This is a genomic window from Cyclobacterium sp. L-R (assembly GCF_056859355.1).
In genome coordinates, this window is record NZ_JBSXOH010000026.1 from 1 (window position 1) to 21,884 (window position 21,884).

Annotated in this window: 20 protein-coding genes and 1 pseudogene; 2 read left to right on the forward strand and 19 right to left on the reverse strand. The window is 36.5% G+C overall.

The genetic code is table 11. The annotated features are described in order from the left end of the window. Positions 1–421: 421 nt before the first annotated feature. The 3 genes from priA to AC13EX_RS01795 are packed head-to-tail and all read right to left on the reverse strand — an operon-like array spanning position 422 to position 5,981. Positions 422–2,935 (reverse strand): replication restart helicase PriA, encoded by a 2,514-nt coding sequence (gene priA, locus AC13EX_RS01785; RefSeq protein ID WP_482891306.1) that lies wholly within the window; start codon positions 2,933–2,935, stop codon positions 422–424. Between the two features lie 12 nt (positions 2,936–2,947). Next, positions 2,948–4,978 carry a thioredoxin domain-containing protein gene (locus AC13EX_RS01790; protein ID WP_482891307.1) on the reverse strand — a complete coding sequence of 677 codons (2,031 nt, stop codon included), beginning with the start codon at positions 4,976–4,978 and terminating at the stop codon, positions 2,948–2,950. 19 nt (positions 4,979–4,997) lie between these two features. After that, complete coding sequence (locus tag AC13EX_RS01795) at positions 4,998–5,981, reverse strand: GSCFA domain-containing protein (RefSeq protein ID WP_482891308.1); 984 nt, start codon at positions 5,979–5,981, stop codon at positions 4,998–5,000. Between the two features lie 233 nt (positions 5,982–6,214). On the opposite strand from AC13EX_RS01795, the gene AC13EX_RS01800 reads away from it, so the two are divergent. Then, positions 6,215–6,463 (forward strand): hypothetical protein, encoded by a 249-nt coding sequence (locus tag AC13EX_RS01800; RefSeq protein ID WP_482891309.1) that lies wholly within the window; start codon positions 6,215–6,217, stop codon positions 6,461–6,463. Between the two features lie 50 nt (positions 6,464–6,513). Here the strand turns inward: AC13EX_RS01800 and rplI are convergent, their stop codons facing one another. From rplI to apaG, 6 genes are all read right to left on the reverse strand, one after another. Beyond that, positions 6,514–6,957 (reverse strand): 50S ribosomal protein L9, encoded by a 444-nt coding sequence (gene rplI, locus AC13EX_RS01805; RefSeq protein ID WP_048643751.1) that lies wholly within the window; start codon positions 6,955–6,957, stop codon positions 6,514–6,516. Positions 6,958–6,995: 38 nt separating this feature from the next. After that, a complete protein-coding gene (gene rpsR / locus AC13EX_RS01810; RefSeq protein WP_048643752.1) occupies positions 6,996–7,247 on the reverse strand; it encodes a 30S ribosomal protein S18 in 252 nt (83 codons plus the stop codon). Beyond that, positions 7,244–7,615, reverse strand: a complete 372-nt coding sequence (gene rpsF / locus AC13EX_RS01815) for a 30S ribosomal protein S6 (RefSeq protein ID WP_048643753.1) — start codon at positions 7,613–7,615, stop codon at positions 7,244–7,246. Before rpsF ends, rpsR begins: the two co-directional genes overlap by 4 nt. 79 nt (positions 7,616–7,694) lie before the next feature. Next, positions 7,695–8,618 (reverse strand): hypothetical protein, encoded by a 924-nt coding sequence (locus tag AC13EX_RS01820; protein ID WP_048643754.1) that lies wholly within the window; start codon positions 8,616–8,618, stop codon positions 7,695–7,697. Positions 8,619–9,182: 564 nt separating this feature from the next. Continuing rightward, positions 9,183–9,860 carry an O-methyltransferase gene (locus tag AC13EX_RS01825; protein ID WP_482891310.1) on the reverse strand — a complete coding sequence of 226 codons (678 nt, stop codon included), beginning with the start codon at positions 9,858–9,860 and terminating at the stop codon, positions 9,183–9,185. A gap of 106 nt (positions 9,861–9,966) precedes the next feature. After that, positions 9,967–10,353, reverse strand: a complete 387-nt coding sequence (apaG, locus tag AC13EX_RS01830) for a Co2+/Mg2+ efflux protein ApaG (RefSeq protein ID WP_048644680.1) — start codon at positions 10,351–10,353, stop codon at positions 9,967–9,969. A gap of 73 nt (positions 10,354–10,426) precedes the next feature. Here apaG and ung point away from each other — a divergent pair, with 73 nt between their 5' ends. Further along, complete coding sequence (gene ung, locus AC13EX_RS01835) at positions 10,427–11,089, forward strand: uracil-DNA glycosylase (protein WP_482891311.1); 663 nt, start codon at positions 10,427–10,429, stop codon at positions 11,087–11,089. 363 nt (positions 11,090–11,452) lie between these two features. Here the strand turns inward: ung and lepB are convergent, their stop codons facing one another. The 10 genes and pseudogenes from lepB to AC13EX_RS01885 form a co-directional block, all read right to left on the reverse strand. Beyond that, positions 11,453–12,529, reverse strand: a complete 1,077-nt coding sequence (gene lepB / locus AC13EX_RS01840; protein WP_482891312.1) for a signal peptidase I — start codon at positions 12,527–12,529, stop codon at positions 11,453–11,455. Between the two features lie 10 nt (positions 12,530–12,539). After that, positions 12,540–13,265 carry a 4-hydroxy-tetrahydrodipicolinate reductase gene (dapB, locus tag AC13EX_RS01845; RefSeq protein ID WP_482891313.1) on the reverse strand — a complete coding sequence of 242 codons (726 nt, stop codon included), beginning with the start codon at positions 13,263–13,265 and terminating at the stop codon, positions 12,540–12,542. 1 nt (position 13,266) lies between these two features. Next, positions 13,267–13,854: a DUF5683 domain-containing protein gene (locus tag AC13EX_RS01850; RefSeq protein WP_482891314.1), complete on the reverse strand. Its 588-nt coding sequence runs from the start codon at positions 13,852–13,854 to the stop codon at positions 13,267–13,269. A 21-nt stretch (positions 13,855–13,875) separates the two neighbouring features. Then, positions 13,876–14,799 carry a ParB/RepB/Spo0J family partition protein gene (locus AC13EX_RS01855; RefSeq protein ID WP_482891315.1) on the reverse strand — a complete coding sequence of 308 codons (924 nt, stop codon included), beginning with the start codon at positions 14,797–14,799 and terminating at the stop codon, positions 13,876–13,878. 13 nt (positions 14,800–14,812) lie between these two features. Beyond that, positions 14,813–15,592 (reverse strand): ParA family protein, encoded by a 780-nt coding sequence (locus AC13EX_RS01860; protein WP_048643760.1) that lies wholly within the window; start codon positions 15,590–15,592, stop codon positions 14,813–14,815. Between the two features lie 6 nt (positions 15,593–15,598). Then, positions 15,599–16,286 (reverse strand): annotated as a pseudogene (locus AC13EX_RS01865) (metal-dependent hydrolase). Between the two features lie 675 nt (positions 16,287–16,961). Continuing rightward, positions 16,962–18,785: a membrane protein insertase YidC gene (gene yidC / locus AC13EX_RS01870; protein ID WP_339711468.1), complete on the reverse strand. Its 1,824-nt coding sequence runs from the start codon at positions 18,783–18,785 to the stop codon at positions 16,962–16,964. A gap of 53 nt (positions 18,786–18,838) precedes the next feature. Next, positions 18,839–20,461: a CTP synthase gene (locus tag AC13EX_RS01875; RefSeq protein WP_482891316.1), complete on the reverse strand. Its 1,623-nt coding sequence runs from the start codon at positions 20,459–20,461 to the stop codon at positions 18,839–18,841. Between the two features lie 190 nt (positions 20,462–20,651). After that, the gene (locus AC13EX_RS01880) at positions 20,652–21,488 is read right to left on the reverse strand and encodes a fumarylacetoacetate hydrolase family protein (protein ID WP_482891317.1); all 837 of its coding nucleotides are present in this window, start codon (positions 21,486–21,488) and stop codon (positions 20,652–20,654) included. Between the two features lie 185 nt (positions 21,489–21,673). After that, the coding region (locus tag AC13EX_RS01885) for a T9SS type A sorting domain-containing protein (protein ID WP_482891318.1) at positions 21,674–21,884 on the reverse strand (211 nt) is incomplete at its 5' end.

The following is a 21,884-nucleotide window of genomic DNA, read 5'->3' on the forward strand; positions in this document are numbered from 1 at the left end:
CCTTGGCAAGTTGCTCCTCAGCAGAGCTTGCCTCCGCTTTATCGTGGTACTGTAAGTTAAATGAAACTTCTTAGAAATTAAAACACTTACTATATTTGAAAAACAAAAGTGTCAACCATTTTCAGGACGAGACAATCAGGCTGTTTGGAGATTTAGCATAGCACCGCTATGGTGAAATTGAAAACAGCAACGAAGTGGCTGATTTTAAAGCGATTTCAGCACCTAATAGAATGTCTATTGCATATTTCGGGTTTATCAAAGAATGAAATCTGTACCCATCGATTAAAGTGCACTATTGACCCTAAGGGCTTAGCTGAAATAATGCAATACAGATATCCATTTCGCTATAAAAGAACAAGGAATTACATAAAATCAGTCTGCTAGGAAGTTTAATAAGGCTCCCCTCTGAAGCACTCCAAATTTAAAAAGGATCCACATCCACTAAAAACCTAACTGAACGAAAGCGTTTGTCTGATTGCAGGTCTGAAATGGAACGGGTCATCTCCTGTTTAAAACGCACTTGTGCATTGGTGCTTTTCTCGAGTTTGATCCAGATTTCAAAAAGATATAAGTTTTTAATCTTACCTATTAATGCTTTTTCCGGACCTAGAATTATCTTCCTTCCTTCAATGTCTGAAAGTAAATTTTTTAATTGAACAGATGCAGTTTCTGCTGTCTTAAAGTCTTTATGCTTGACTACGATCTTGATATTCTTGACAAAAGGAGGATAATAAAACTGCTTCCGTTCTCCCATCTCCTGTCGATAAAATTCAGCGTAATCACCACTTATTATCTGATTGAAAATCAATTGATCAGGTCGTCTTGTTTGAATAATTACATTACCTGTTTTATTTCTCCTACCAGCCCTTCCAGCCACTTGTGTAATTTGTTGAAAAGCCCTTTCTCCTGAGCGGAAATCTGGGTAAAACAAAATTCGATCAGCATCAACAATTCCTACCAGAGACACCCTATCAAAATCCAGACCTTTGGTAATCATCTGGGTTCCTACCAAAATATCCACATTTCCAGATCCGAATTCTTCTAAAATCTTTTGGTACCCATATTTACTTCGGGTAGTGTCCAAATCCATTCTTAAAATTCGGGCTTCAGGAAAAAGTAATGAGAGATTTTCTTCAATCCTTTCCGTTCCTGAACCTACGGTTGTAATCTTATCACTACCACAGGCATGGCATTTTTTTGGAACAACATCTTTAAACCCACAATAGTGACATCTCAATTCTTCCTGAAATTGGTGGTAAGTTAAACTGACATCACAGTGTTCGCATTCAGGAATCCAACCACATTCATCACAGGAAATATATGGGGCATAGCCTCTCCTATTTTGAAATATTAATACTTGTTCCTGATTGTTTAGGGCCTCTTGGATTTTCTCTCTCAGAAGTCTGGTAAAGTCTAATTTAAGCAGGTTTTTCTTTTTGTCTTTTAAAATGTCTGCCAAATGAAAATGAGGCAATTCCGCATTGCCATAACGTTTATCCATTTTCACATAGCCATACTTATCATTTTGAACATTAGAAAAGGTCTCAAAAGCTGGGGTAGCTGTTCCTAAGACCGTTTTGGCTTGGTGTAGATATGCCATCATGATTGCAGCATCTCTTGCATGAAACCTTGGCGCAGGGTCATACTGTTTATAGGAAGGTTCATGTTCTTCATCTACAATGACCAAACCCAAGCTATCGAAAGGTAAGAATAAAGAAGATCTGACTCCTATAATGAAATTGTACTTCCCTGAAATCACTCCTTGCCACACTTCTACACGTTCATTGTCTGAATATTTAGAGTGAAAAATACCCATTTTATCACCAAAAACTTTCTGTAGCCGAGAAACCAAATGAGTAGTAAGTGCAATTTCAGGAAGCAGCAATAATACCTGTGAACCACTTTCCAGGACCTCCATTATTAGCTTAATGTAAATCTCTGTTTTACCAGATCCTGTAATACCATGAAGTAAAACTGTGGATTTACTGTTAAATTCATTTTGCACCGCATCATACGCTTCCTTTTGATCATCAGAAAGTAGAATTGGATTTTCATCAATATTAATTGGGTCAAAACGACTTATTTTTACCTTAAAGCTTTCCAATACCTTATTTTTAATAAGGGTATCAATGGAAGAAGGAGAACAACCTGCATCGGTCAAAATCTTTTTGGCCAGTCCTTGTTTGTTTAGCTCACTTTTCTGGTAAATAGGAACTTGTTGTAAATATTTGAGAAGCACATTCTCTTGCTTTACTTTCCCTTTTATTCCATCAAAAAGTTCATTTAGCTTATCCGATGCAGTAATGTATTCTTGAGCTAGCCTCACCCTAAGTTCTATCTTTGGGCTGTATTTCTCTTTAACAGATTCATAAACCAAGATGGCTTTCTTACCAAGAAGACTTTTAATCAACTTGTGAAGGTCTTTCACTGGAACCAGGGTATCCAGTTGATCCACATTCATTTCTTCCTTCTTTTCCAAGGCCTCCAATATCAGCATTTCCCTGTCATCCATAGGATAATCAGGATTGTCCAAGTCAAAATCAGGATGCATTTGAATCTTACTCTCAGTAGATAGCTTTAAACCACTGGGTAAAGCGGCATTCATCACTTCTCCTAAATGACAACAATAATAACTGGCCAGCCAAGCCCAAAATTTGATTTGCAAGGCGTTTACTATGGGGAAATCATCTAATAAATCAAGTATAGCTTTGGCCTGATAAGCCTCAGGCGCTTTTTGATGAACCTTGGCAACAATTCCAGTTAAAATCCTTTTCCTACCGAATTGTACCATCACACGATAGCCAATACCAATTTCATCCTGAATCTCAGGCCCCACACTATAAGTAAAAGTTTGAGGAATAGGTACAGGCAAAATAATGTCCGCAAACAGATTTTTGCTTGTTAAGGGGTAGTTATTTCCAAAGAGATCATCCACTGTAAATCTATTTTATTTGGTTTTGCTCAAAAATGGAAGTTGACTTACTGCCTCCTCTATGGTCTCTACAGGTTGCTTGCATGACTTATTAAAGCAGACATACAATATTGTCTTTTCAGTTGACTTACCAGCTAAAATTGGTACTTCTTCAGTATTGACTGTAGTAGCAGCTATGACCATATTGGGATGATAATCAGCCTGGAGTGAAAGTCCCACTCTATTTGCCTCTTTTCCTGTAATGGCTATTTCCGCTGTAGGAACCGATTTTTCTAAATAAAAGTTTGCCCAATTGGCTAGAAAATCCGGTTCTTTGATCACCATCTCACGAACCAATTGCAACATGCTTTCTGCTTGACAAAGGTAAGTATCATTGTATAAGTACAGACCTAATTGATGTAGGTTTCTTGCCATTACCGAGTTAGAAGCAGGAAGAACATTGTCAAAAACCTCTTTCTTATCAGCTATCAATTTTTCAGTTTTAGGATCATTAAAGAAAAACATTCCATCCCTTTCATCAAGAAAATTATCCATGACCCTTTCAGTCAACAATTTCGCTCTATTTAACCATAATGGTGAAAAAGAAATTTTATAGAGAGAGATAAAAGATTGAATAACAGCAGCATAATCTTCAAGAAAGGCAGGCGTATAAGCTTCATTATCTTTAAAATTCCTATAAAGTACATTGTCATGGACCATTTGGTTCCAAATAAAATTTCCAGTCTCTAAAGCCGAGCGCTTATAACCTTCATCACCAATTGCTAAATAAGCTTTGCATAAACCGTCAATGACTAATCCATTCCATCCGCTTATGATTTTATCATCCAATCCGGGCCTAACTCTGGAAGATCTGTTTTCAAAGAGCTTTTCCTTGACTTCTTTTAGTTTTCCTTCAAATGTATCCAAGGTTAAACCATGATTTTGAGCGACTTCTGAATAAGATAGCGTCTGAAAAAGGATATTCACACCATCTTCCCAATTCCCCTCCGTTTTTATACCGTATAATTCCCCAAACCAATCCAAATCATGGCCCAGTAGCTCTTTGAGTTCCTTATAAGTCCAGGTATAAAATTTTCCTTCTGCCCCATCGCTATCTGCATCGAGTGCAGAATAGAAGCCCATTTCCGGACTACGCATTTCACCATTTAGCCATTTAACCGTTTCTTTAATCTTTTCCTTAAAGAAAGAATCTCTACTGTATTGGAAGGCTTTGCTGTATAGACCGAGTAATTGACCATTGTCATAAAGCATCTTTTCAAAATGGGGTGCAAACCATTCTCCATCTACACTGTACCGGCAAAATCCCCCACCCAGGTGGTCATAAATACCTCCCATTCCTATTTTTTTCAGGGTGAAACAAACCTGTTCTCCTATATGCTTTTGTTCATCCAAAATGGCCATGTCCAGTAAGAAGTTCCATATAACAGGCATTGGGAATTTAGGAACCCTTTTCATACCTCCCCATTCCGTATCTACCCCTTTTAATAAATTCCTGGCCATTGCTCTTACGTTTTCAGGGGTAAATTCTCCTTCCTCCCTCTTTAAGCCATATTTTTCAATAACTGACCTATCAATGCTCCGACCAAAACCTTCAGCACTTTTCACCAATTCTTCATACTGCTTTTCAAATGCCTGAGCCACTCCTGCCAATACTTTCATCCATTGGTTTTTAGGGAAATAAGTACCTCCATAAAAAGGTTTTTGATCAGGCATTAAAAAAACGTTCAAAGGCCATCCACCTTGTAAACCCATTACTTGGACTGCCTCCATGTAAATATTATCCAAATCAGGCCTTTCTTCTCTATCAATCTTGATACAAATAAAATTGGCATTCATTAGATCCGCTACCTCCATGTCTTCAAAGCTCTCTTTTTCCATGACATGGCACCAGTGGCAAGCAGAATAGCCGATACTTACCAATATAGGCTTGTTCTCAGCTTTTGCTTTAGCCAAGGCCTCCTCTGACCAAGGATGCCACTGTACCGGATTATGGGCATGTTGCTGTAAGTACAAACTTTTACTCGCTATCAGTTTATTGCCTTTCATATCCACAGGGTCAATTGGTTTAAAATAATTTCAACTGATCACTTATAGCTTGTTTTTCATTTGTAAAATCAAGTTCAACAGGCATCAAAGAGATCAACTCTTGAAGCTTGCAAAGAAACTGATAGTGGGCCTGTGACTGAGGATTAAAGGGTCTATGGCTGAGGTTTTTTTGTATTTGATCTATATGTTGGATCAAATCAATGGTTTCTGAATCGAAAAATGCCCCAGAAAATTCATTCCATATATAGTCTTCCGCCATAGAGTTGGGATGAATCATGTCTTCCTTATAAAATCGATAATCCCTTAAATCATCCATCATTATCTCATAGGCTGGGAAATAATAAATAGTTGGATACTTTGAGACAATTTGATGACAGAAAACATTTAACAGGCTTTTACTCAACTGATTTTCTGGTATCCCATCTTTTATGTGTCTCACAGGACTAACCGTCAAAACCAGCTGTATATTGGGGTTTACAGCTATAAGTTTTTGATAAAACCCATTGAAACCATACCTCATCTCCTCCAGGCCAAGTATACTTTTAGAAAAGTTTCGTTGAGCTTGCTTGTGGCAATTGGCCACAATCCTTTCATTTTCTATGAGGCGATAAACGAAAGCCGTACCAAAGGTTATAAATAGATGAGTAGCTTTTTCAAGGCTCTCTTTGACCTTTATTTTGGTGTTTTCAATTTTATCTGAAAGATCCTTTATGGAAGATCCATTGAATGAGGAATGCAATTGATAATGAAAAAAATTATCATGCCGGTTTAGGTACAATTCTGGGTCAGCCGGTTTTGATTCCAGTGAATTCAATAATAAACTGAAAATAGAAGGAGGGTTAAAAGTTGTTCCAAAGGGATTTGTCAAAGTGTTGAATTTACTACGTGTTAACCTTTCACCTACTACTTCAGAAAAACAAGAGCCAATAGTTACCATTCTGGACGAATGGTTTATTTTTTTATCGCATTCCTTAAATTGGAAAGTAGTTCTAAAACTTTTCATTTTCAAATTCTCCTTACTAAAATACCCTATACTCCTAAACAATATAAAAGAACAAATTAATGAAAATATGAGGGATAAAGGCGGTAAAAAGAGAGTAAATTTAAATTTATGTAATTCACAAATCTCAGCTATATTTTATACATTAATTAAATTTTAATCAATATTATTTAAATAATTAATAATTATTGATAATATTGTTGCATTATTCACTTCAACCTTAATAGAAATAGAGTATGGAATCAGCATTATTAGAAAAATCTGTTGAAAACGCCATTGCCAAACTAAGCAAATTAAAAATCAATGAAGGATTAACAGCTGAATTGGAATGGTGTTTGGGAAGTTATCGATTTGACAACAATCCTGAAGGATTAAAAATGAAATCTAAGCTAGCTTTGGATCTTTTGAAGGAGACCAAAGAAAAAAGCAGTCGATCCGTATCCAAAAAATTAATAACGGATTTGGAAAAAGCCATTGTAAACTAAAAAAGCCAGGATAAACCTGGCTTTTTTTTATTCAAATGCAATATTGATAACTATTCAGCTACAACTACGAATTTAACGTTAGTTTTCACTTCTCTGTGTAAATCAATTTCAGCTTCGTATTCACCTGAAGTAGATACCGGCTGATTGATAGAGATCTTCTTACGATCAATATCTATGCTTTTCTCTGCCAAAGCATCAGAAAGCTGTAAAGTAGTAACTTTTCCAAAAATCTTTCCAGAATCGCCTATTTTAGCTTTGATTTCCAAAGTGATGCTTTCTAATTTAGCTGCAACAGCTTCGGCTTCAGTTTTGATTTTTTCTGCTTTGTGGGCTGCTTGCTTAATATTTTCCTGCAAGATCTTCTTATTAGAAGAAGTGGCAAGTAAAGCGAAGCCCTGAGGGATTAGATAATTACGTCCATAACCAGGTTTAACAGCTACCAAGTCATTTTTATATCCAAGTCCTTTTATATCCGTTTTTAAGATAACTTCCATTGTTGTTATAATTTATTAGGTGAAGGATTACAGACAGTCTATTTCAAGCCATCTGCTACGTAAGGCAATAATGCCAAATGTCTGGCTTTTTTAATAGCCTGAGCAACCTTTCTCTGAAATTTAGCAGAGTTACCTGTCAATCTTCTAGGAAGAATTTTACCTTGTTCGTTCACAAACTTAAGCAAAAAGTTAGGATCTTTGTAATCAATATACTTGATACCTAGCTTTTTAAATCTACAGTATTTTTTCCTGTTTTGCTCTCTGTTGATGGGTTCGTTTTTTAATGTCATTTTGCTGGCTCCTCCTTAGCTTCTGATTTTTTATTGAATTCACCTTTCCTTCTTCTCTCTGCATATACCAGGGAATGTTTGTCCATTACAGTAGTAAGAAATCTCAATACAGTTTCATCTCTTCTGAAATTGATCTCATACTTTTTAATTGCAGTTGGATCCACTTTGTATTCGACCATTACATAAAACCCAGTAGTTTTCTTTTGGATTGGATAAGCCAATTTTTTTAGACCCCAATTCTCAACGTTAACTATCTCTGCTCCCAATTCTTTTAACAAGCCTACGTACTTGTCAACGGTATCCTTCATCTGAACTTCAGACAAAACGGGAGTAAGTATGAATACCGTTTCATAATTTTTTTGGAACATTCTTTTTAATTTTTGTTTAATATTTTAAAACAGTCTGCAAAATTAAGAGAAATGAGCCAATAATCAAATGAATAGCCTGTTATTTTATTTCAAATGCACTCCTACCGATCTCTGCTCCATCGGAAAAAATCTTCACACTATAGGTTCCCTTTTCATAATCTGAGCCTTTTTCATAAAAATAGGTCAGTTGCTGACGTGTGTTATTGAAGACAAAATCTTGTTTAGAAGTATAAAAATGTTCTTTTCCATCCAATTCAAATGTTCCAGAACCTTTGGCTATGTCAAAAATGACCTGCTCATTGGGAGAAAGAACTTGTACATAAACATCCCTCATACCAGCTTCTGCTACCTTATTGTCCCCAATATTAAATGAGATTTTTAATCTTTCCAACTGTCTATTCCTGAATTCCCCTTCTCGTTCTCTTCCCCTTGAATTCACTGCTGCTACAACAATGTTTTCGGCCTTTAATCGGGAAGCAATACTGACTTTATTTTCGAGGTCTACCGTTTTGATATTAAGCTTAACTACCTCCTCCTCTATCTCAGACTTGGTTGTCTTCAATTCTTTGTTTTCGGAAAACAACTGAACATTTTGGGCTTTCAAACGAACTATATCGGCGTCCTTTTCCTCCAATAAGGTTAAATAACTATCTATTTGCGCATTTAATCTGGCAATGTCTTTGGCTGATCTGCTCTTATCTAGCTTCCTCTCCTTAATCAATTGTTCCTTAACTTTCACCAAGGCCTCAATATCTCCACCAAGACTGTCAATTTCTTTGATTCTAGAGGTCAACTCCTCTGTCATGGAGTCCAATCTAAAATTTAAATGGCTGTTCTCTTCCGATAACAGAAAGATTTCCTCACTTTTTTGTGACTTTTCACGGTGGTCATTCAGGAGTCGCCATCCACTAAGAAATACTAAAATTACCAGAACGATAATTAAAATATTTTTCCCCTTATCTACATTAATACTGCTTTTATCAATTTTTTCTCCTTGACTCATACTAATAATAACACTTTAATACTGTTTATTTCGTTTTGTCAGGACATGTAAATAGTGCCAACACTAACTCTACTACAATAACAATTATCAGACCAATTTTTTATTGTAAAAATTTTATAAAATCAACCAGCGAAAACAAATTTAGCAAATCCCTTCACTTCTGGCAATCTCAACAAGAAATTTAAGATTGTTATTAACGAAACATCAAAACAAACTAAATATTACGGTCATAATTAGGATATAAAACTAAGTTTACTTCAGGATATCTATTAGTAGTTTTTATCGCTTCAAATTAGAAATAAGGGAAATTAAGGGTGTTTTTCTATTTCAAAAGCTTAAATAATGAGAAATAGTATCACCACAATATTCGTTTTTAATCTTTCAGTAGCTAGTTACAGATAGAGGCTAAATTATGAACCTTATCCTTATCGAAGCCATATATTATAAAGCTAAAAATTGGATTTAAACCATTTGAGAAATAATCTTTAGAAAGGGACCATTTTCGATTTACAAATAACCGGGGTTTCTAATGGTAACAAACTTAAAGAAAGGCGGAAATTTGTCTTACAAGGCAAGTATGTAATTTTCTTTATTTCCGTAATTATTAAAAAACAATACCCCACAATCAAAAAAGTCTATTGTACTGCTTACTGAAGGCATGTGTTTTATTTCTTCCCAGGCCTGTTTCATTTCCTTTGACCAATGTATGTCCCCGATTACAACAATGCTTTCCTTATGAATTTTAGGTGCTATTGCGTTAAAATAATCGAGAGTTGGCTGATACCTGTGGTTGGCATCAATCAATACAAAGTCCACCCTTTCAATGCCCTCAAGAACTTTCCCTAAGGTGTTATCAATATTACCTACAACCTTATTAACGTTTGGACAAAGATTTAAATTTGCACCGGCTAAATGTGCCAAAGCAGGGTCTCCTTCGAAAGTATACAAATCTCCTTTGGTCACTGAAGACAAATAGGCCGTATTTATTCCTAAAGAAGTCCCCAAGTCCAATACAGTATTGGCTGGTGTAAGCTTACATAGGAATTGAAACAGTAGGGAAGATTTTATAGGAGAAGTTGCGCTTTTGGCTATGGTGGCTACCTTTTGCTTTTCACCTTTGCTCCACCTGGATCCTGCTCCATAATCCTTCCTTAGGATCTGCTCTTTTGAGGATAAAAACTTTTTCCTTTGCAGTTCAATTTCCTTTTTACCCTTTTTATTGTTTGCTAAAAAAGCCTTCAAATCTTGGTAAAGTTTGAAAAAATAAGGAGAATGGATACTATGCTGGTCCTCTTTGTTTAAAAAGTAAAGAAAGTATTCCCAGAAATGGAATAACATTATGGTCTAATCAATTATTGAAAATATTGGCGATAAGTTGAAACTCTGGAATGGTAACAGTTAATAATTTTCCATCATTAAGCTTTTCCACATAAAATTCACCCATCATTTTACCCATTCCAGACCGGATGGTACATCCTGAAAGATAAGTATGGACATTCCCTGGTTCTAAAACAGGTTGCTGACCGACTACTCCCTCCCCTTCCACAAGTTTGACAGTTTCTGCTGCATCATGAATTTCCCACTTTCTTCTAAGCAGTTGTATGGTAAAAGGGTTGCAGTTTTTGATGGTAACCTTGTAGGTAAATACATAATGGTGCAAACTAGGATTAGAAAACTCCTTTTGGTAGGTCGCTTCAACACTAATCTTAACACCTTCTGTAGTTGCAGTTACCATTTTGTTTTTATTAATACAAAACTTATCCGAAATTTGATTTATTGATTCAAATATACCAATAGAAAACTTATTAATGAATGTCAAAATAGAAAATAGTTGGAAACAATTGCTAGGGGATGAATTTAACAAGCCTTACTTTGCTGCATTGGCAAGCTTTGTAAAAGCTGAATATGAAACAAAAACAATCTACCCAAAAGCCAATTCAATATTTAAAGCTTTTGAATTGTGTCCTGTAGACAAAGTAAAGGTTGTGATTTTAGGTCAAGACCCCTATCATGGAGAAAATCAAGCACATGGACTGTCTTTTTCTGTAAAGGAAGGCGTACCCATTCCTCCTTCACTTAATAATATTTTTAAAGAATTAAAGAGCGACCTTGACTTACCTTTTCCTTCTGATGGAAATTTAGAAAGATGGGCCAAGCAAGGTGTTCTCTTACTAAACGCTACCCTTACAGTAGAAGCACACAAAGCCGGAAGTCACCAGAAAAAAGGTTGGGAGACATTTACCAGCGCAGTCATAGAGAAACTTGCTTCCAAAAAGTCTAACTTGGTTTTTCTTCTTTGGGGAGCTTATGCACAGAAAAAGGCAACTGTAATTCAATCTGACAAGCACTTAAAGCTACAATCACCACATCCAAGTCCCCTTTCGGCTCATCGAGGCTTTTTAGGATGCCAACATTTTAGCCAAGCCAATGCTTATTTAGAAGCCCATGGCAAGCCAGCTATAAAATGGTGAAGGTTTAATAAGTTCTATTAAAAACACCGAAAATGGACAGTTACAGCAATTCCCTGTTCTTAAACCCGGATTGTGTAATAGAATTTCTCCGTCCTGACAATAGTCAGGGGTGAAGCCTGTCCCGTGCTTACGGGAAGTGTTGCAATCTAAAGAAAATCAGGCTGTTTGGAGATTTTAGCATAGCACCGCTATGGTGAAATTGAAAACAGCAACGATTGGCTATTTTAAAGCGATTTCAGCACGTAATAGAATGTCTATTGGATATTTCGGGTTAAACAAATAACCCCAGATTAAGTATTAATCTGGGGTTATTTGTTAAAAGTCTATCGCTCATTGAAAGCAATTTAGGACTCAAACTTGTGATTAATCGATGGACTTAAAGAATCTATCCCACCTAATCTTATTAAACATAGACTTGTGTTTTTCTAAGGATAGCCATAAGAACCAAGCCTTACCCACTACATGATCTTCAGGCACAAAACCCCAAAACCTAGAATCCAATGAATCATGTCTATTGTCACCCATCATGAAATAATAATTTTGTTTGAAGGTATAGGATTCTTGTTCCACGCCATCTATAAACAATTTATTGTCTTCCACTGTAACACTTTCATGGCCTTCATATTTCTCAATTGTGAAAGAGTACCTTCTTACATTGTCTTCAGTAAGTGCGATTGTTTGCCCCTTGGCAGGTACCTCTAATGGTCCGAAATTATCTTTATTCCACTTATAATAGGTTCCATCAGGGAAAATATTAGAATCCCCTTGACCTGGTTTACTAATTCTCTTTTGAATGGATGAAATAGCGGGTGATTTTTCAAGTTCCTTTATCATTTCATCAGTTGCAAAGACAAAGTAGCCGGAGTTATCAGAAAAAGGATAATAACTATCCGGATTAATACCATACCGATCAAAAAACTCGTCGTTTAGAGGCCTATTGACGATGACGTCATAGGAAAACTGCATTTCTTCAGGGTTTTCACTAGGCTGGCCATTTATATACAATTGAGCCTCTTTAATTTCCAGAACATCGCCAGGAATTGCAATGGCTCGTTTTATATAGTTGGTTTTTAAATCAACAGGATATTGAAATTCTTCAGGGAAATTAAAGACCACTACATCATTTCTTTTAATAGAAGTAAACCCAGGAAGTCTATAGTAAGGCAATTGAATAGCCTCTGAATAGGACTTTAGGTCCGTTCCCCAAATTTTCTGATGGGTCAATGGAACCTGGAGGATGGTTTTGGGTACCCTAGTTCCATAATGCATCTTACTTACAAATAGAAAGTCACCTACTAAAAGGGATTTTTCCATAGAAGCAGTAGGAATGGTAAAAGGTTCCAATAATAACCACCTTATCAAACTGGCTGCAATGACTGCAAAAAGCAATGCATCTATCCATTCTCTGGAGGCTGATTTTTTGTTTTTTTCTTGATTCATTTTTGTGTAGTTAAAAATCCAAAAAATCATTCATTGATAAAACTCCCTTTTTACCAGGCAGCCATTCGGCCACCAAAACTGCTCCAAGGGCAAAACCCTTTCTATTGTGAGCGGTATGGTTAATGGTAATGTCATCAATTTCAGATTTATAAGACACAATATGTGTCCCTGGAGCAGGGTCTATTCTTTTGGAGTTGATAGGTAAAGTTCTCTCTTTTGGTTGAGTGCTATCACTTTGTAACTCCCAATCAGTATACCTATGGTTATTGTCAATTAGTCCTTCAGCCAAGGTAATGGCCGTACCACTAGGAGCGTCTTTTTTCTCTGTATGGTGTATTTCCTCAAGAGTTGCCTTATAGGCCTCTTGGTCATTCATTAGTTTGGCAAGAAAAGCATTGACTTTAAAAAATATATTTACGCCTATGCTAAAATTTGAACTGTAAAAAAGAGCCCCATCCTTCTGTTTACACAGGTTAGTTACTCCATCCTTGTCATCCATCCATCCTGTAGTACCTACAACGACAGGAACGCCATGTTGCATGCACCAGGTAATGTTTCCAACTGCTGAACCCGGCTGACTAAATTCGATAGCTACATCTATTTCATTTGTGTCCAAATGATCTAAGTCTGCAACATTTTCAATATTAATTTTAGCGACTATGCGATGGCCTCTTTCTTCGGCCATTTGGGAAATAATTTTTCCCATTTTACCATATCCTAATATCAGAATATTCATATTAAAATTTAATTTTAAATGAAAGCCCTATTGCACTGTTATTGGCTAATAAAGGCTCCATACTTGGTTCAAGTTTAAAGGTAAGGTCATCGCTAACGTCAAATCCTGAAAGGTGTGCGTCTACAAAAGCATCTACCGCTCCCAAAGCATATATTGCTCCAAAAACCATATACATTGCATCCCTATTTCTTCTCCAGTATTCGACGTTTCTAATGATTCCATCCTCATTTAAATTTGGAAAGGGATTGGCCTCAGTTCCTTCTCTAACGATATCAAGTGCTACGATAAACTCCTTGTACCTTCTATTATTAAAATTCAAAAAATACACAGCTGCCGAAACACCACTGTAAAGTAAAGGTAATTTCCAGACTTTTTCATTATAAACCTGGCCTGCTCCGGGAAACATTAAGGCCAAATAGATCGCTTTTTTAGGATTTTTAACATTTGTAGGTGCCTCATTTCCTATACTATCAGTTAGGGACGCGTTAAAATCCTCTTCTTGAGCAATACTTGAATGCACAAAAAAAAGGCATAACAGTCCTAAAACAAGGCGCATAAGCTTTGGTTGGAGACTAGTTTTATCTGCCATAAAGAAATCCCGGCATTTCACTTATATCAATTCAAGAATTTCAAGAATCCTGTTAAGATCACTGGTTGAATGAAAAGGAATTTTGATTTCGCCTTTATCTTTTTTATCAGATTTCAACGAAACTTTGGTTCCAAAATGGGAAGCTAATTTTTGTTGAAGCTTATTTATCTCATATTTTTTTACGGGATCAAGGCTTTCAGACTCCTTGGTGGGCTTTTGAGGGGCACCATCATTGAGCTCCTTTACAAGGGCTTCTACCTTACGAACACTTAACTCCTCCTCAATGGTTTTTTTGAAAATAGCCAGTTGTTTGTCTACATCTTCTATATTGATCAATGCTCTAGCATGCCCCATGCTTATTTTTTGATCCCTTATACCAGCCTGAATATCTGGCGGTAATTTTAATAAGCGAAGGTAATTGTTGACTGTGGTACGGTTTTTACCTACCCTATCACCCAATTGCTCCTGCTTGAGGTCACATTCGGCCAAAAGTCTTTGGTAAGAATGGGCAATTTCCAGGGCATTAAGGTTTTCTCTTTGAATGTTTTCGATCAGGGCCATTTCCAGCATTTGCTGGTCATTGGCTGTCCGAACATAGGCGGGAATCATCTCTAGCCCAGCTAATTTGGACGCTTGAAACCTTCTTTCACCTGATATTAATTGGTATTCATTATCAGCCAGCCTTCTTACCGTAATCGGCTGAATAATCCCCTGAACTCTGATAGATTCTGCTAGTTCTTCCAGCGCTGTTTTATCAAAATGTGTTCTGGGTTGGTAGGGGTTAACTTGTACATCTGACAATGAAATTTCAAAAATCCCTGCAACAGGAATTTTATCTTCTTCAGCTTCAGTACTTTTATCCTTCTGAGGAGAATCTTTTAATAATGCTCCTAATCCTTTCCCTAAAGCTCCTCTTTTTTTACTATTTGTTTTATTGACAGCCATTGTTCTATTTTATTCAATTTTCTTTTGCCAATCCATTTTTAGTGGCAATTTCATTGGCCAAATTCAAGTAGGCTACGGCCCCTTTACCGGTTGCATCAAAAGCGACAACTGGCATACCAAAACTTGGTGATTCACTCAGTTTTACATTCCTAGGAATGATCGTATCAAAAGTCATGTCTTTGAAATGCATACGGACTTCTTCTACTACTTGATTGGATAGTCTTAATCTAACGTCATACATGGTTAATAGTATGCCTTCTATCTCAAGTTCTGGATTCAATCTGGTTTGAATAATCTTTATGGTATTTAATAGCTTACCCAATCCTTCAAGTGCGAAATATTCACACTGCACGGGAATGACCACCGAATTGGCAGCAGTAAGCGCATTAATTGTTATTAAACCAAGAGATGGTGAACAGTCAATGATAATAAAATCATATCGATCCCTGATTTCCTGAATAACCCCACGCATCTTTTCCTCTCTATCTTCCAGGTTAACCATTTCTACTTCTGCACCTACAAGGTCTATATGTGAAGGTACCAAGTCCAAATGATCAATTTCAGTCGAAATAATGATTTCATTGATATCATTTTCATTTACCATGCATTCGTAAATGCTTATCTCTATTTCCTTAGGATCAAAGCCCAGGCCAGATGTAGTATTGGCTTGAGGATCTGCGTCGATCACCAAGGTTTTGTACTCCAATACAGCTAAACTGGCTGCTAGGTTCATGGCAGTAGTGGTTTTCCCTACTCCTCCTTTTTGATTAGCTATTGCGATTACTTTTCCCATTGTCTTTTATAGCGAAATACTTTCTCCTATGTTTAGCAAAATCAATTCTTTCCCACGGCCCACTGCTTCAGTTTTTGCTGCTTCTTTATTTATTTCAATTGGTTCAAATGTATCATAGTGCATGCCTATAATTTTATCCGTCCCCACAAATTCAGCAGCTTTCAATGCATCCGTAATACCCATGGTAAAGTTATCCCCAATTGGTAAAATTGCAAAATCAATGTCAAAGGATTCTCCAATTAATTTCATGTCGTAACTTAAGGCGGTATCACCGGCATAATAAAAGGTGCCTTGATCTGAAGCCACTACGAAACCTCCGGGATTCCCCCCATAAGATCCATCCGGAGGTGAACTACTGTGCACTGCATTGACATATTTCACCGTCCCAAAATCAAAATCCTTGGCACCTCCATGATTCATACCAAACACCTTCTTAATCCCTCTGATTTTAAACCAGGTGACGATCTCAAAATTAGACACCAAAGTAAGTGGCTTCATTGTTATTTACAATCCTTTCAACGTCAAATACATGGTCTTCATGTCCATAGCTAATCAATACAAAGTCAGTGGTAATCTTATCGATTTCTATGTCAGAGGCTAGTGGATTTGGTGAAATAAAAGGGTCAAATAAAATCGTTTTATCTCCTAAATCCACCAAGAAAGTCGAATGACCAAAATACTTCAGTTCAATCATAGATTATTTTGAATTTCGATTTTTCATGCGATTACAAATATATCATTTTAATCCGAACTATGGCCAGCATGATTCCTCGATCCGACAGTTTAAAAACCCAAACCTGAAAAATATTCACTTGGGGACAAAGAACAATAGTTGGACTTTTTTTACTTTTTCAAATCAATTGTTTGTTAATACCACCTGATAAACGCCTGATAACGTTATGATTTATCATAACTACTTAATTTTTATTCAAGTTAAAAAATGAATTATTTTTCACTACATATGCCAAAGATTATCTGATTTCCAATTTTTCAATTATTGTATATTTATAGAGGCAAGCCACCTAATGACAGCTGTGCCAATAATAAGATTTCTATCAGCGACAATTAAATTAAGCAGCACTTCGAAATATTAAAACAACCTACATTCAATAGCTATAAATTTAAACTAGAAATAAGCATTAAAACTTCCTTTATTAGAGATAATCAATTAAAAATCAGTCCCTAATAACTCTATTCTCAAATCCGAGATAAATTATTTTCACAGGAAAAGCATTCCGAGTGGTATGAGCCATTAATGGATAAAAAAAAGGCATGGAAACATCCATGCCTTTTCTCTCAAAATAGTAAGTAAATAATCAATTATGAATTCTATTATCTATTCCAAGTTTAGTATATAAGGGAAGAAAAATTATTTTCCTTTACCTTTTCTCTTTTTAGTTTCAGTTTTGTTATTCTCTGAAGCCTTCATAGCTTGTTCAATTTTCATTTGAAACTTAGATTTCTTCTTATTCGCATTTTTAAGCTTGCTTTCTTCCACTTTGGCTCTGATTTTATCATCATCGACAAATTGTTTGATCAAATACTGCTGACCGAAAGTCACCATATTAGACACGAAATAATAGAAACTAAGTGCAGCAGGGAATGAGTTTAAAACAAACATAAACACCACTGGCATAACATAACCTATATTTTTCATCGGCCCTTGGGCGGTAGTCAATTGGTTATTGAAATGAGTGTAAGCAATTTGAGACACTGTCATTAGCAGTGTAAACAAACTCACATGATCCCCATAAAATGGAATCGTAAAGGGAAGGTTTAAAATAGAGTCATAAGTTGACAAATCATGCGCCCAAAGGAAGGACTCTTGCCTCAATTCAATTGAATTAGGGAAGAAAAAGAACATGGCCAATAAGAAAGGCATCTGAAGCACCATAGGCAGACAACCTGAAATTGGGCTTACACCAAGTTGGCTGAACAGTTTCATCTGTTCTTGCTGCATCTTGGTTTGGTCTTCTCCGTACTTTTCTTTTAACTCATCTATTTCCGGTTTAATCACCCTCATCTTAGCCATTCCAATGTAAGACTTGTAAGTCAAAGGCAAAAGGAACAATTTGATAATGAAGACAATCAATATTATTATCACACCATAATTGTCAAAGAAATTTTCCAACCAGTGGAACAAATTGACAATAATGTATTTATTGACCCAACTCACAAAAATATACCCCATGTCCACATTCTTATCGAACTCAGGGGTTACATTTTTTAGAATTTTATAATTGTTCGGTCCAAAATAATAACTTACCTCTCCGTTTATAGGAAGCAATAAGGTGGCAGACATGTTCTTAACAAAAGAGGAATCCAAAGGAGTCTCTTGCGCCAGGTTACCACTGTTAAACTGGTTTTTAGCAATAATTCCGGTAGTGAAAAACCGTTGTTTGAAGGCAACCCATTTCAAAGGCTCTCCTATCTGTTCTGCATCATCTCCTTCTCCAGTGGACAAGTAATCGTAAGTTTCATCTGCAGTATAGAAATTCATATAGGTTTTCCTTCTGGATTCACCCATATCTTCTTCTAGCCTTTGGAGTTCACTCTGCCAGTTAATTGTCAATACATCATCACTGATTAAGCTTTCGAGTCCAGCTCCTTGGATTTTATGAGAGAGCTCATACCCAGTAGGAGGCAGCTGATATTTCCTAACAATACTTCCAGACCCTGCATTGGCTGTAAAGGTGACAGTACTAACTTGTACTCCATCTACTGCTTCACTAGATTCTTTCACAACAAAATAAAGGTCATTCAAACTCAAATTACCTTGAGTAGAATTAATTTTATAATCTAATTTTCCAGTTTCGCTATCAAATAAGATTAAAGGTTTTTGGTCATAAGTTTTAAAACCTTTAACCTCTACTTTTTGAATTTCTCCACCTTTGTTGGAAAGCGTAATTTTTATATTTTCATTCTCCAATACAGTGGCAGTTTCCTGTCCTTTAACAAGGTCAGAAAAATCACCATACTTTTGCTTTGCAGCCAAATTACTTAGGCTATCATTAATTGCATTGTCAACCTGCCCAAGGTCCTGATCCGTCTCGATCGCATTGGATTGTACCTGAGTACTACCATTGGTTGTTTGAGGTTCGATAACTGGTTGTGGATCACTCGCAAAAAAGAGCGAATAAACCAAAATTACCGCTGCGAAAAGAATGAGTCCTGTCGCTTGATTTTTATCCATAATTCAATCGGTTGTTTAATACAGGTTTAATTACCTGTCACTAAATAATTATTTTACGATTTATTCCTTTTATTGTCACTTACCGCTTTGATAAACCTCACAAATAGAGGATGAGGGTTCAGGACAGTACTTTTATATTCAGGGTGAAATTGTGTTCCTACAAACCAAGGATGGTCTTTCAACTCAATAATCTCCACCAAACCCTTGTCAGGATTTTTTCCTGTAGCTATCATCCCATGCTCTTCAAAAACCTTAAGGTATTTGTTATTGAACTCATACCTGTGTCTATGTCTTTCTGTGATTTTTGATTTGCCATAAGCAGTATATGCTTTGGAACCTTTTTTCATTTCACATGGATAAGCCCCAAGTCGCATTGTTCCTCCCATTTGCTTCACCCCTTTTTGTTCTTCCATAAGGAAAATAACAGGGTCTTTGCAATTCGGATCCGATTCGGTAGACGAAGCACCTTTCAAACCCAAGACATTTCTTGCGAACTCAATAACAGCAACCTGCATTCCCAAGCAAATGCCAAAGAAGGGAATTAAATTCTCTCTTGCGTATTCAGTTGCTATAAGTTTACCTTCCAAGCCTCTCACTCCAAACCCAGGAGCGACAAGAACCCCGTCTATAAATTCCAGCTTTTTAGCAATATTCCCTTCATTTAATTCTTCAGAAGATACCAGGTGAAGGTTTACTTTACACTCCAAGGAGGTACCTGCATGAATAAAGGATTCAATGATGGACTTATAAGCATCGGGTAATGAAACATATTTCCCTATAAGGGCTATATCCACCTCCATGGTAGGATTTTTGAGCTTACCCAAAAATTCTTTCCACTGCTCAAGTTCGGTATTTGTTTTGGATGTGATTTTCAACTTGGTCATCACCCGCTCATCAAGTCGTTCCTTCTTCATCAGTAAAGGAACATCGTAGATTGAATCGGCATCCATTGCTTCTATCACACAGTTCAATTGAACGTTGCAAAATTGAGCAATTTTCTTTTTTACATCAACTGGTAGGTGGTGCTCTGTTCTACAAACCAAAATATCTGGTTGAACTCCAGCTTCTAACAGTTGTTTGACAGAATGTTGGGTAGGTTTGGTTTTTAGCTCTTTTGCTGCAGATAAGAAAGGAATCAAGGTTAGGTGAATCACCAAAAAATTATTGGGACCTAAGTCCCACCTTGCTTGCCTCACTGCTTCAACAAATGGTAAAGATTCAATATCTCCAACACAGCCACCTATTTCAGTAATAATTACATCATACTTGCCCTCACTTCCTAGTTTATAAAAATTGTTTTTAATCTCATCAGTGATATGAGGAATTACTTGAACAGTCTTACCTAAGTATTCTCCTTTTCTTTCTTTGGTAATAACGTTATTATAAATCCTCCCTGTGGTAACATTGTTACCCTGAGAAGTGGTCGCATTTAGAAACCTTTCATAATGGCCAAGATCTAAGTCCGTTTCTGCACCGTCTTCGGTGACATAGCACTCCCCATGCTCATAGGGGTTCAACGTTCCCGGATCAATGTTCAGATAAGGATCAAATTTTTGGATGGTAACCGAAATACCCCTTGATTGAAGGAGCTTAGCTAGCGATGCCGCTATAATTCCTTTTCCAAGTGAGGAGGTAACTCCTCCGGTGATAAAGATGTGTTTTGTAGACGCAGCCATAAGAATGGTTATATGAAATTTTGTTTATATTCTTATGGGATTCAAAATTAGGTAAAATAATTGACTTGAAGGCCTAGAATTAAGTTAAAATTATGATTTGAAAATCTATTTGATTTATGGGTAGGATTAACTAGCGCACTAGTAATGCTTTAGCTTTACTTGTTATAAAAACAGAAAGTTTAATGTTTTATTATTCCACAGTGTTTATTAAGGTCCCTATACCGTTAATATGAATCTTAACCACATCACGAGATGCCAATGTAAAATCACTACCCGGCACAATACCCGTACCTGTCATCAAAAAAGAACCTACTGGAAAGCTGTATTCAGCATATAGAAAGGTGATCAATTCAGCAAAATCTCTTTTGATCTGATCAATGGTGATAGCATCACTAAAAATCAAATTGCTGTCTCTGATTACTTCTAACTTTATCTCTGTATCCTTTGCCAATGGTTTTTCTGTAAGTAAGATACATGGCCCCAACGCGGCACTTCCATTGTACACTTTTGCCTGTGGAAGGTATAAAGGATTTTCTCCCTCAATACTTCTTGAGCTCATGTCATTTCCAATGGTATATCCTAATATTTTGCCAGAAGAACTTACCAATAAGGTCAACTCAGGTTCTGGCACATCCCAAGTTGAATCCTTCCTGATTCTTACTTTCTCTAAATGTCCTTTTACTCTCGGCCCTGTGGATTTCATAAACAACTCAGGACGCTCAGCATTGTATACCTTTTCATAAAAGGTACCCCCACCACTGTCCTTGGATTCTTCCTGTCTACCTAATTTGCTCTTAAAGTAGGTTACTCCACTCGCCCATACTTCTTGATTCCCTACCGGTGCCAACAGACCTTCATTGATCCATACATGACCATCCTCCGATGGTACTGTTGTTTCAACAATCCCCTCCAGCTTTTTGTACAAATTGTCGTCATTGATAAACTCATCCCAATTTTCATTAGGCTGGGTATACAATTGATTGTTTTTTTCAACAACTATACCTTTTATAGTTCTGTAGATTTTCATAATAAACAAACTTAAAATATGTCTGGTAAAAAAGCGAATTAAATTTGATTAAAGCTAGTTTTCATAAACACATAAATGGCAATTATCATGAATGGATAGAATACTTTTGAATGTTTTTGACTTTTCAATCAAAAGGCTCCCTGAAATAGTATCAGGGAGCCTTTTGATTATGTTAAGCCCTTTGCTTATGGATTGACGATTAGTCTTTGTTTATTGATCACAGTTTGTTCGTTACTGATGCTTACCAGGTACATGCCTTGAGTAAGGTTGTTTAGTGGGATATTGAACTGGTTGTTTTCAGTTTTGATGCTGGCCAAGTCAAAATGGCTAACCAACTGACCGTTCATGTTGTGGATAAGCACCCTTCCTCTTCCAATTTCAGCATTGATTTCCAAA

What these genes read in the sequence shown, in the direction of transcription:
- rpsR (WP_048643752.1), bottom strand. Translation starts at nt 7,247, where the DNA reads ATGACATTAAAAAACGAACCCATCAACAGAGAGCAAAACAGGAAAAAA.
- apaG (WP_048644680.1), bottom strand. Translation starts at nt 10,353, where the DNA reads ATGGTAACTGCAACTACAGAAGGTGTTAAGATTAGTGTTGAAGCGACC.
- lepB (WP_482891312.1), bottom strand. Translation starts at nt 12,529, where the DNA reads ATGAATCAAGAAAAAAACAAAAAATCAGCCTCCAGAGAATGGATAGAT.
- AC13EX_RS01820 (WP_048643754.1), bottom strand. Translation starts at nt 8,618, where the DNA reads ATGAGTCAAGGAGAAAAAATTGATAAAAGCAGTATTAATGTAGATAAG.
- AC13EX_RS01860 (WP_048643760.1), bottom strand. Translation starts at nt 15,592, where the DNA reads ATGGGAAAAGTAATCGCAATAGCTAATCAAAAAGGAGGAGTAGGGAAA.
- AC13EX_RS01790 (WP_482891307.1), bottom strand. Translation starts at nt 4,978, where the DNA reads ATGAAAGGCAATAAACTGATAGCGAGTAAAAGTTTGTACTTACAGCAA.
- dapB (WP_482891313.1), bottom strand. Translation starts at nt 13,265, where the DNA reads ATGAATATTCTGATATTAGGATATGGTAAAATGGGAAAAATTATTTCC.
- AC13EX_RS01855 (WP_482891315.1), bottom strand. Translation starts at nt 14,799, where the DNA reads ATGGCTGTCAATAAAACAAATAGTAAAAAAAGAGGAGCTTTAGGGAAA.
- AC13EX_RS01880 (WP_482891317.1), bottom strand. Translation starts at nt 21,488, where the DNA reads ATGAAAATCTACAGAACTATAAAAGGTATAGTTGTTGAAAAAAACAAT.
- AC13EX_RS01800 (WP_482891309.1), top strand. Translation starts at nt 6,215, where the DNA reads ATGGAATCAGCATTATTAGAAAAATCTGTTGAAAACGCCATTGCCAAA.
- rplI (WP_048643751.1), bottom strand. Translation starts at nt 6,957, where the DNA reads ATGGAAGTTATCTTAAAAACGGATATAAAAGGACTTGGATATAAAAAT.
- AC13EX_RS01875 (WP_482891316.1), bottom strand. Translation starts at nt 20,461, where the DNA reads ATGGCTGCGTCTACAAAACACATCTTTATCACCGGAGGAGTTACCTCC.
- rpsF (WP_048643753.1), bottom strand. Translation starts at nt 7,615, where the DNA reads ATGTTCCAAAAAAATTATGAAACGGTATTCATACTTACTCCCGTTTTG.
- AC13EX_RS01850 (WP_482891314.1), bottom strand. Translation starts at nt 13,854, where the DNA reads ATGGCAGATAAAACTAGTCTCCAACCAAAGCTTATGCGCCTTGTTTTA.
- AC13EX_RS01795 (WP_482891308.1), bottom strand. Translation starts at nt 5,981, where the DNA reads ATGAAAAGTTTTAGAACTACTTTCCAATTTAAGGAATGCGATAAAAAA.
- ung (WP_482891311.1), top strand. Translation starts at nt 10,427, where the DNA reads ATGAATGTCAAAATAGAAAATAGTTGGAAACAATTGCTAGGGGATGAA.
- yidC (WP_339711468.1), bottom strand. Translation starts at nt 18,785, where the DNA reads ATGGATAAAAATCAAGCGACAGGACTCATTCTTTTCGCAGCGGTAATT.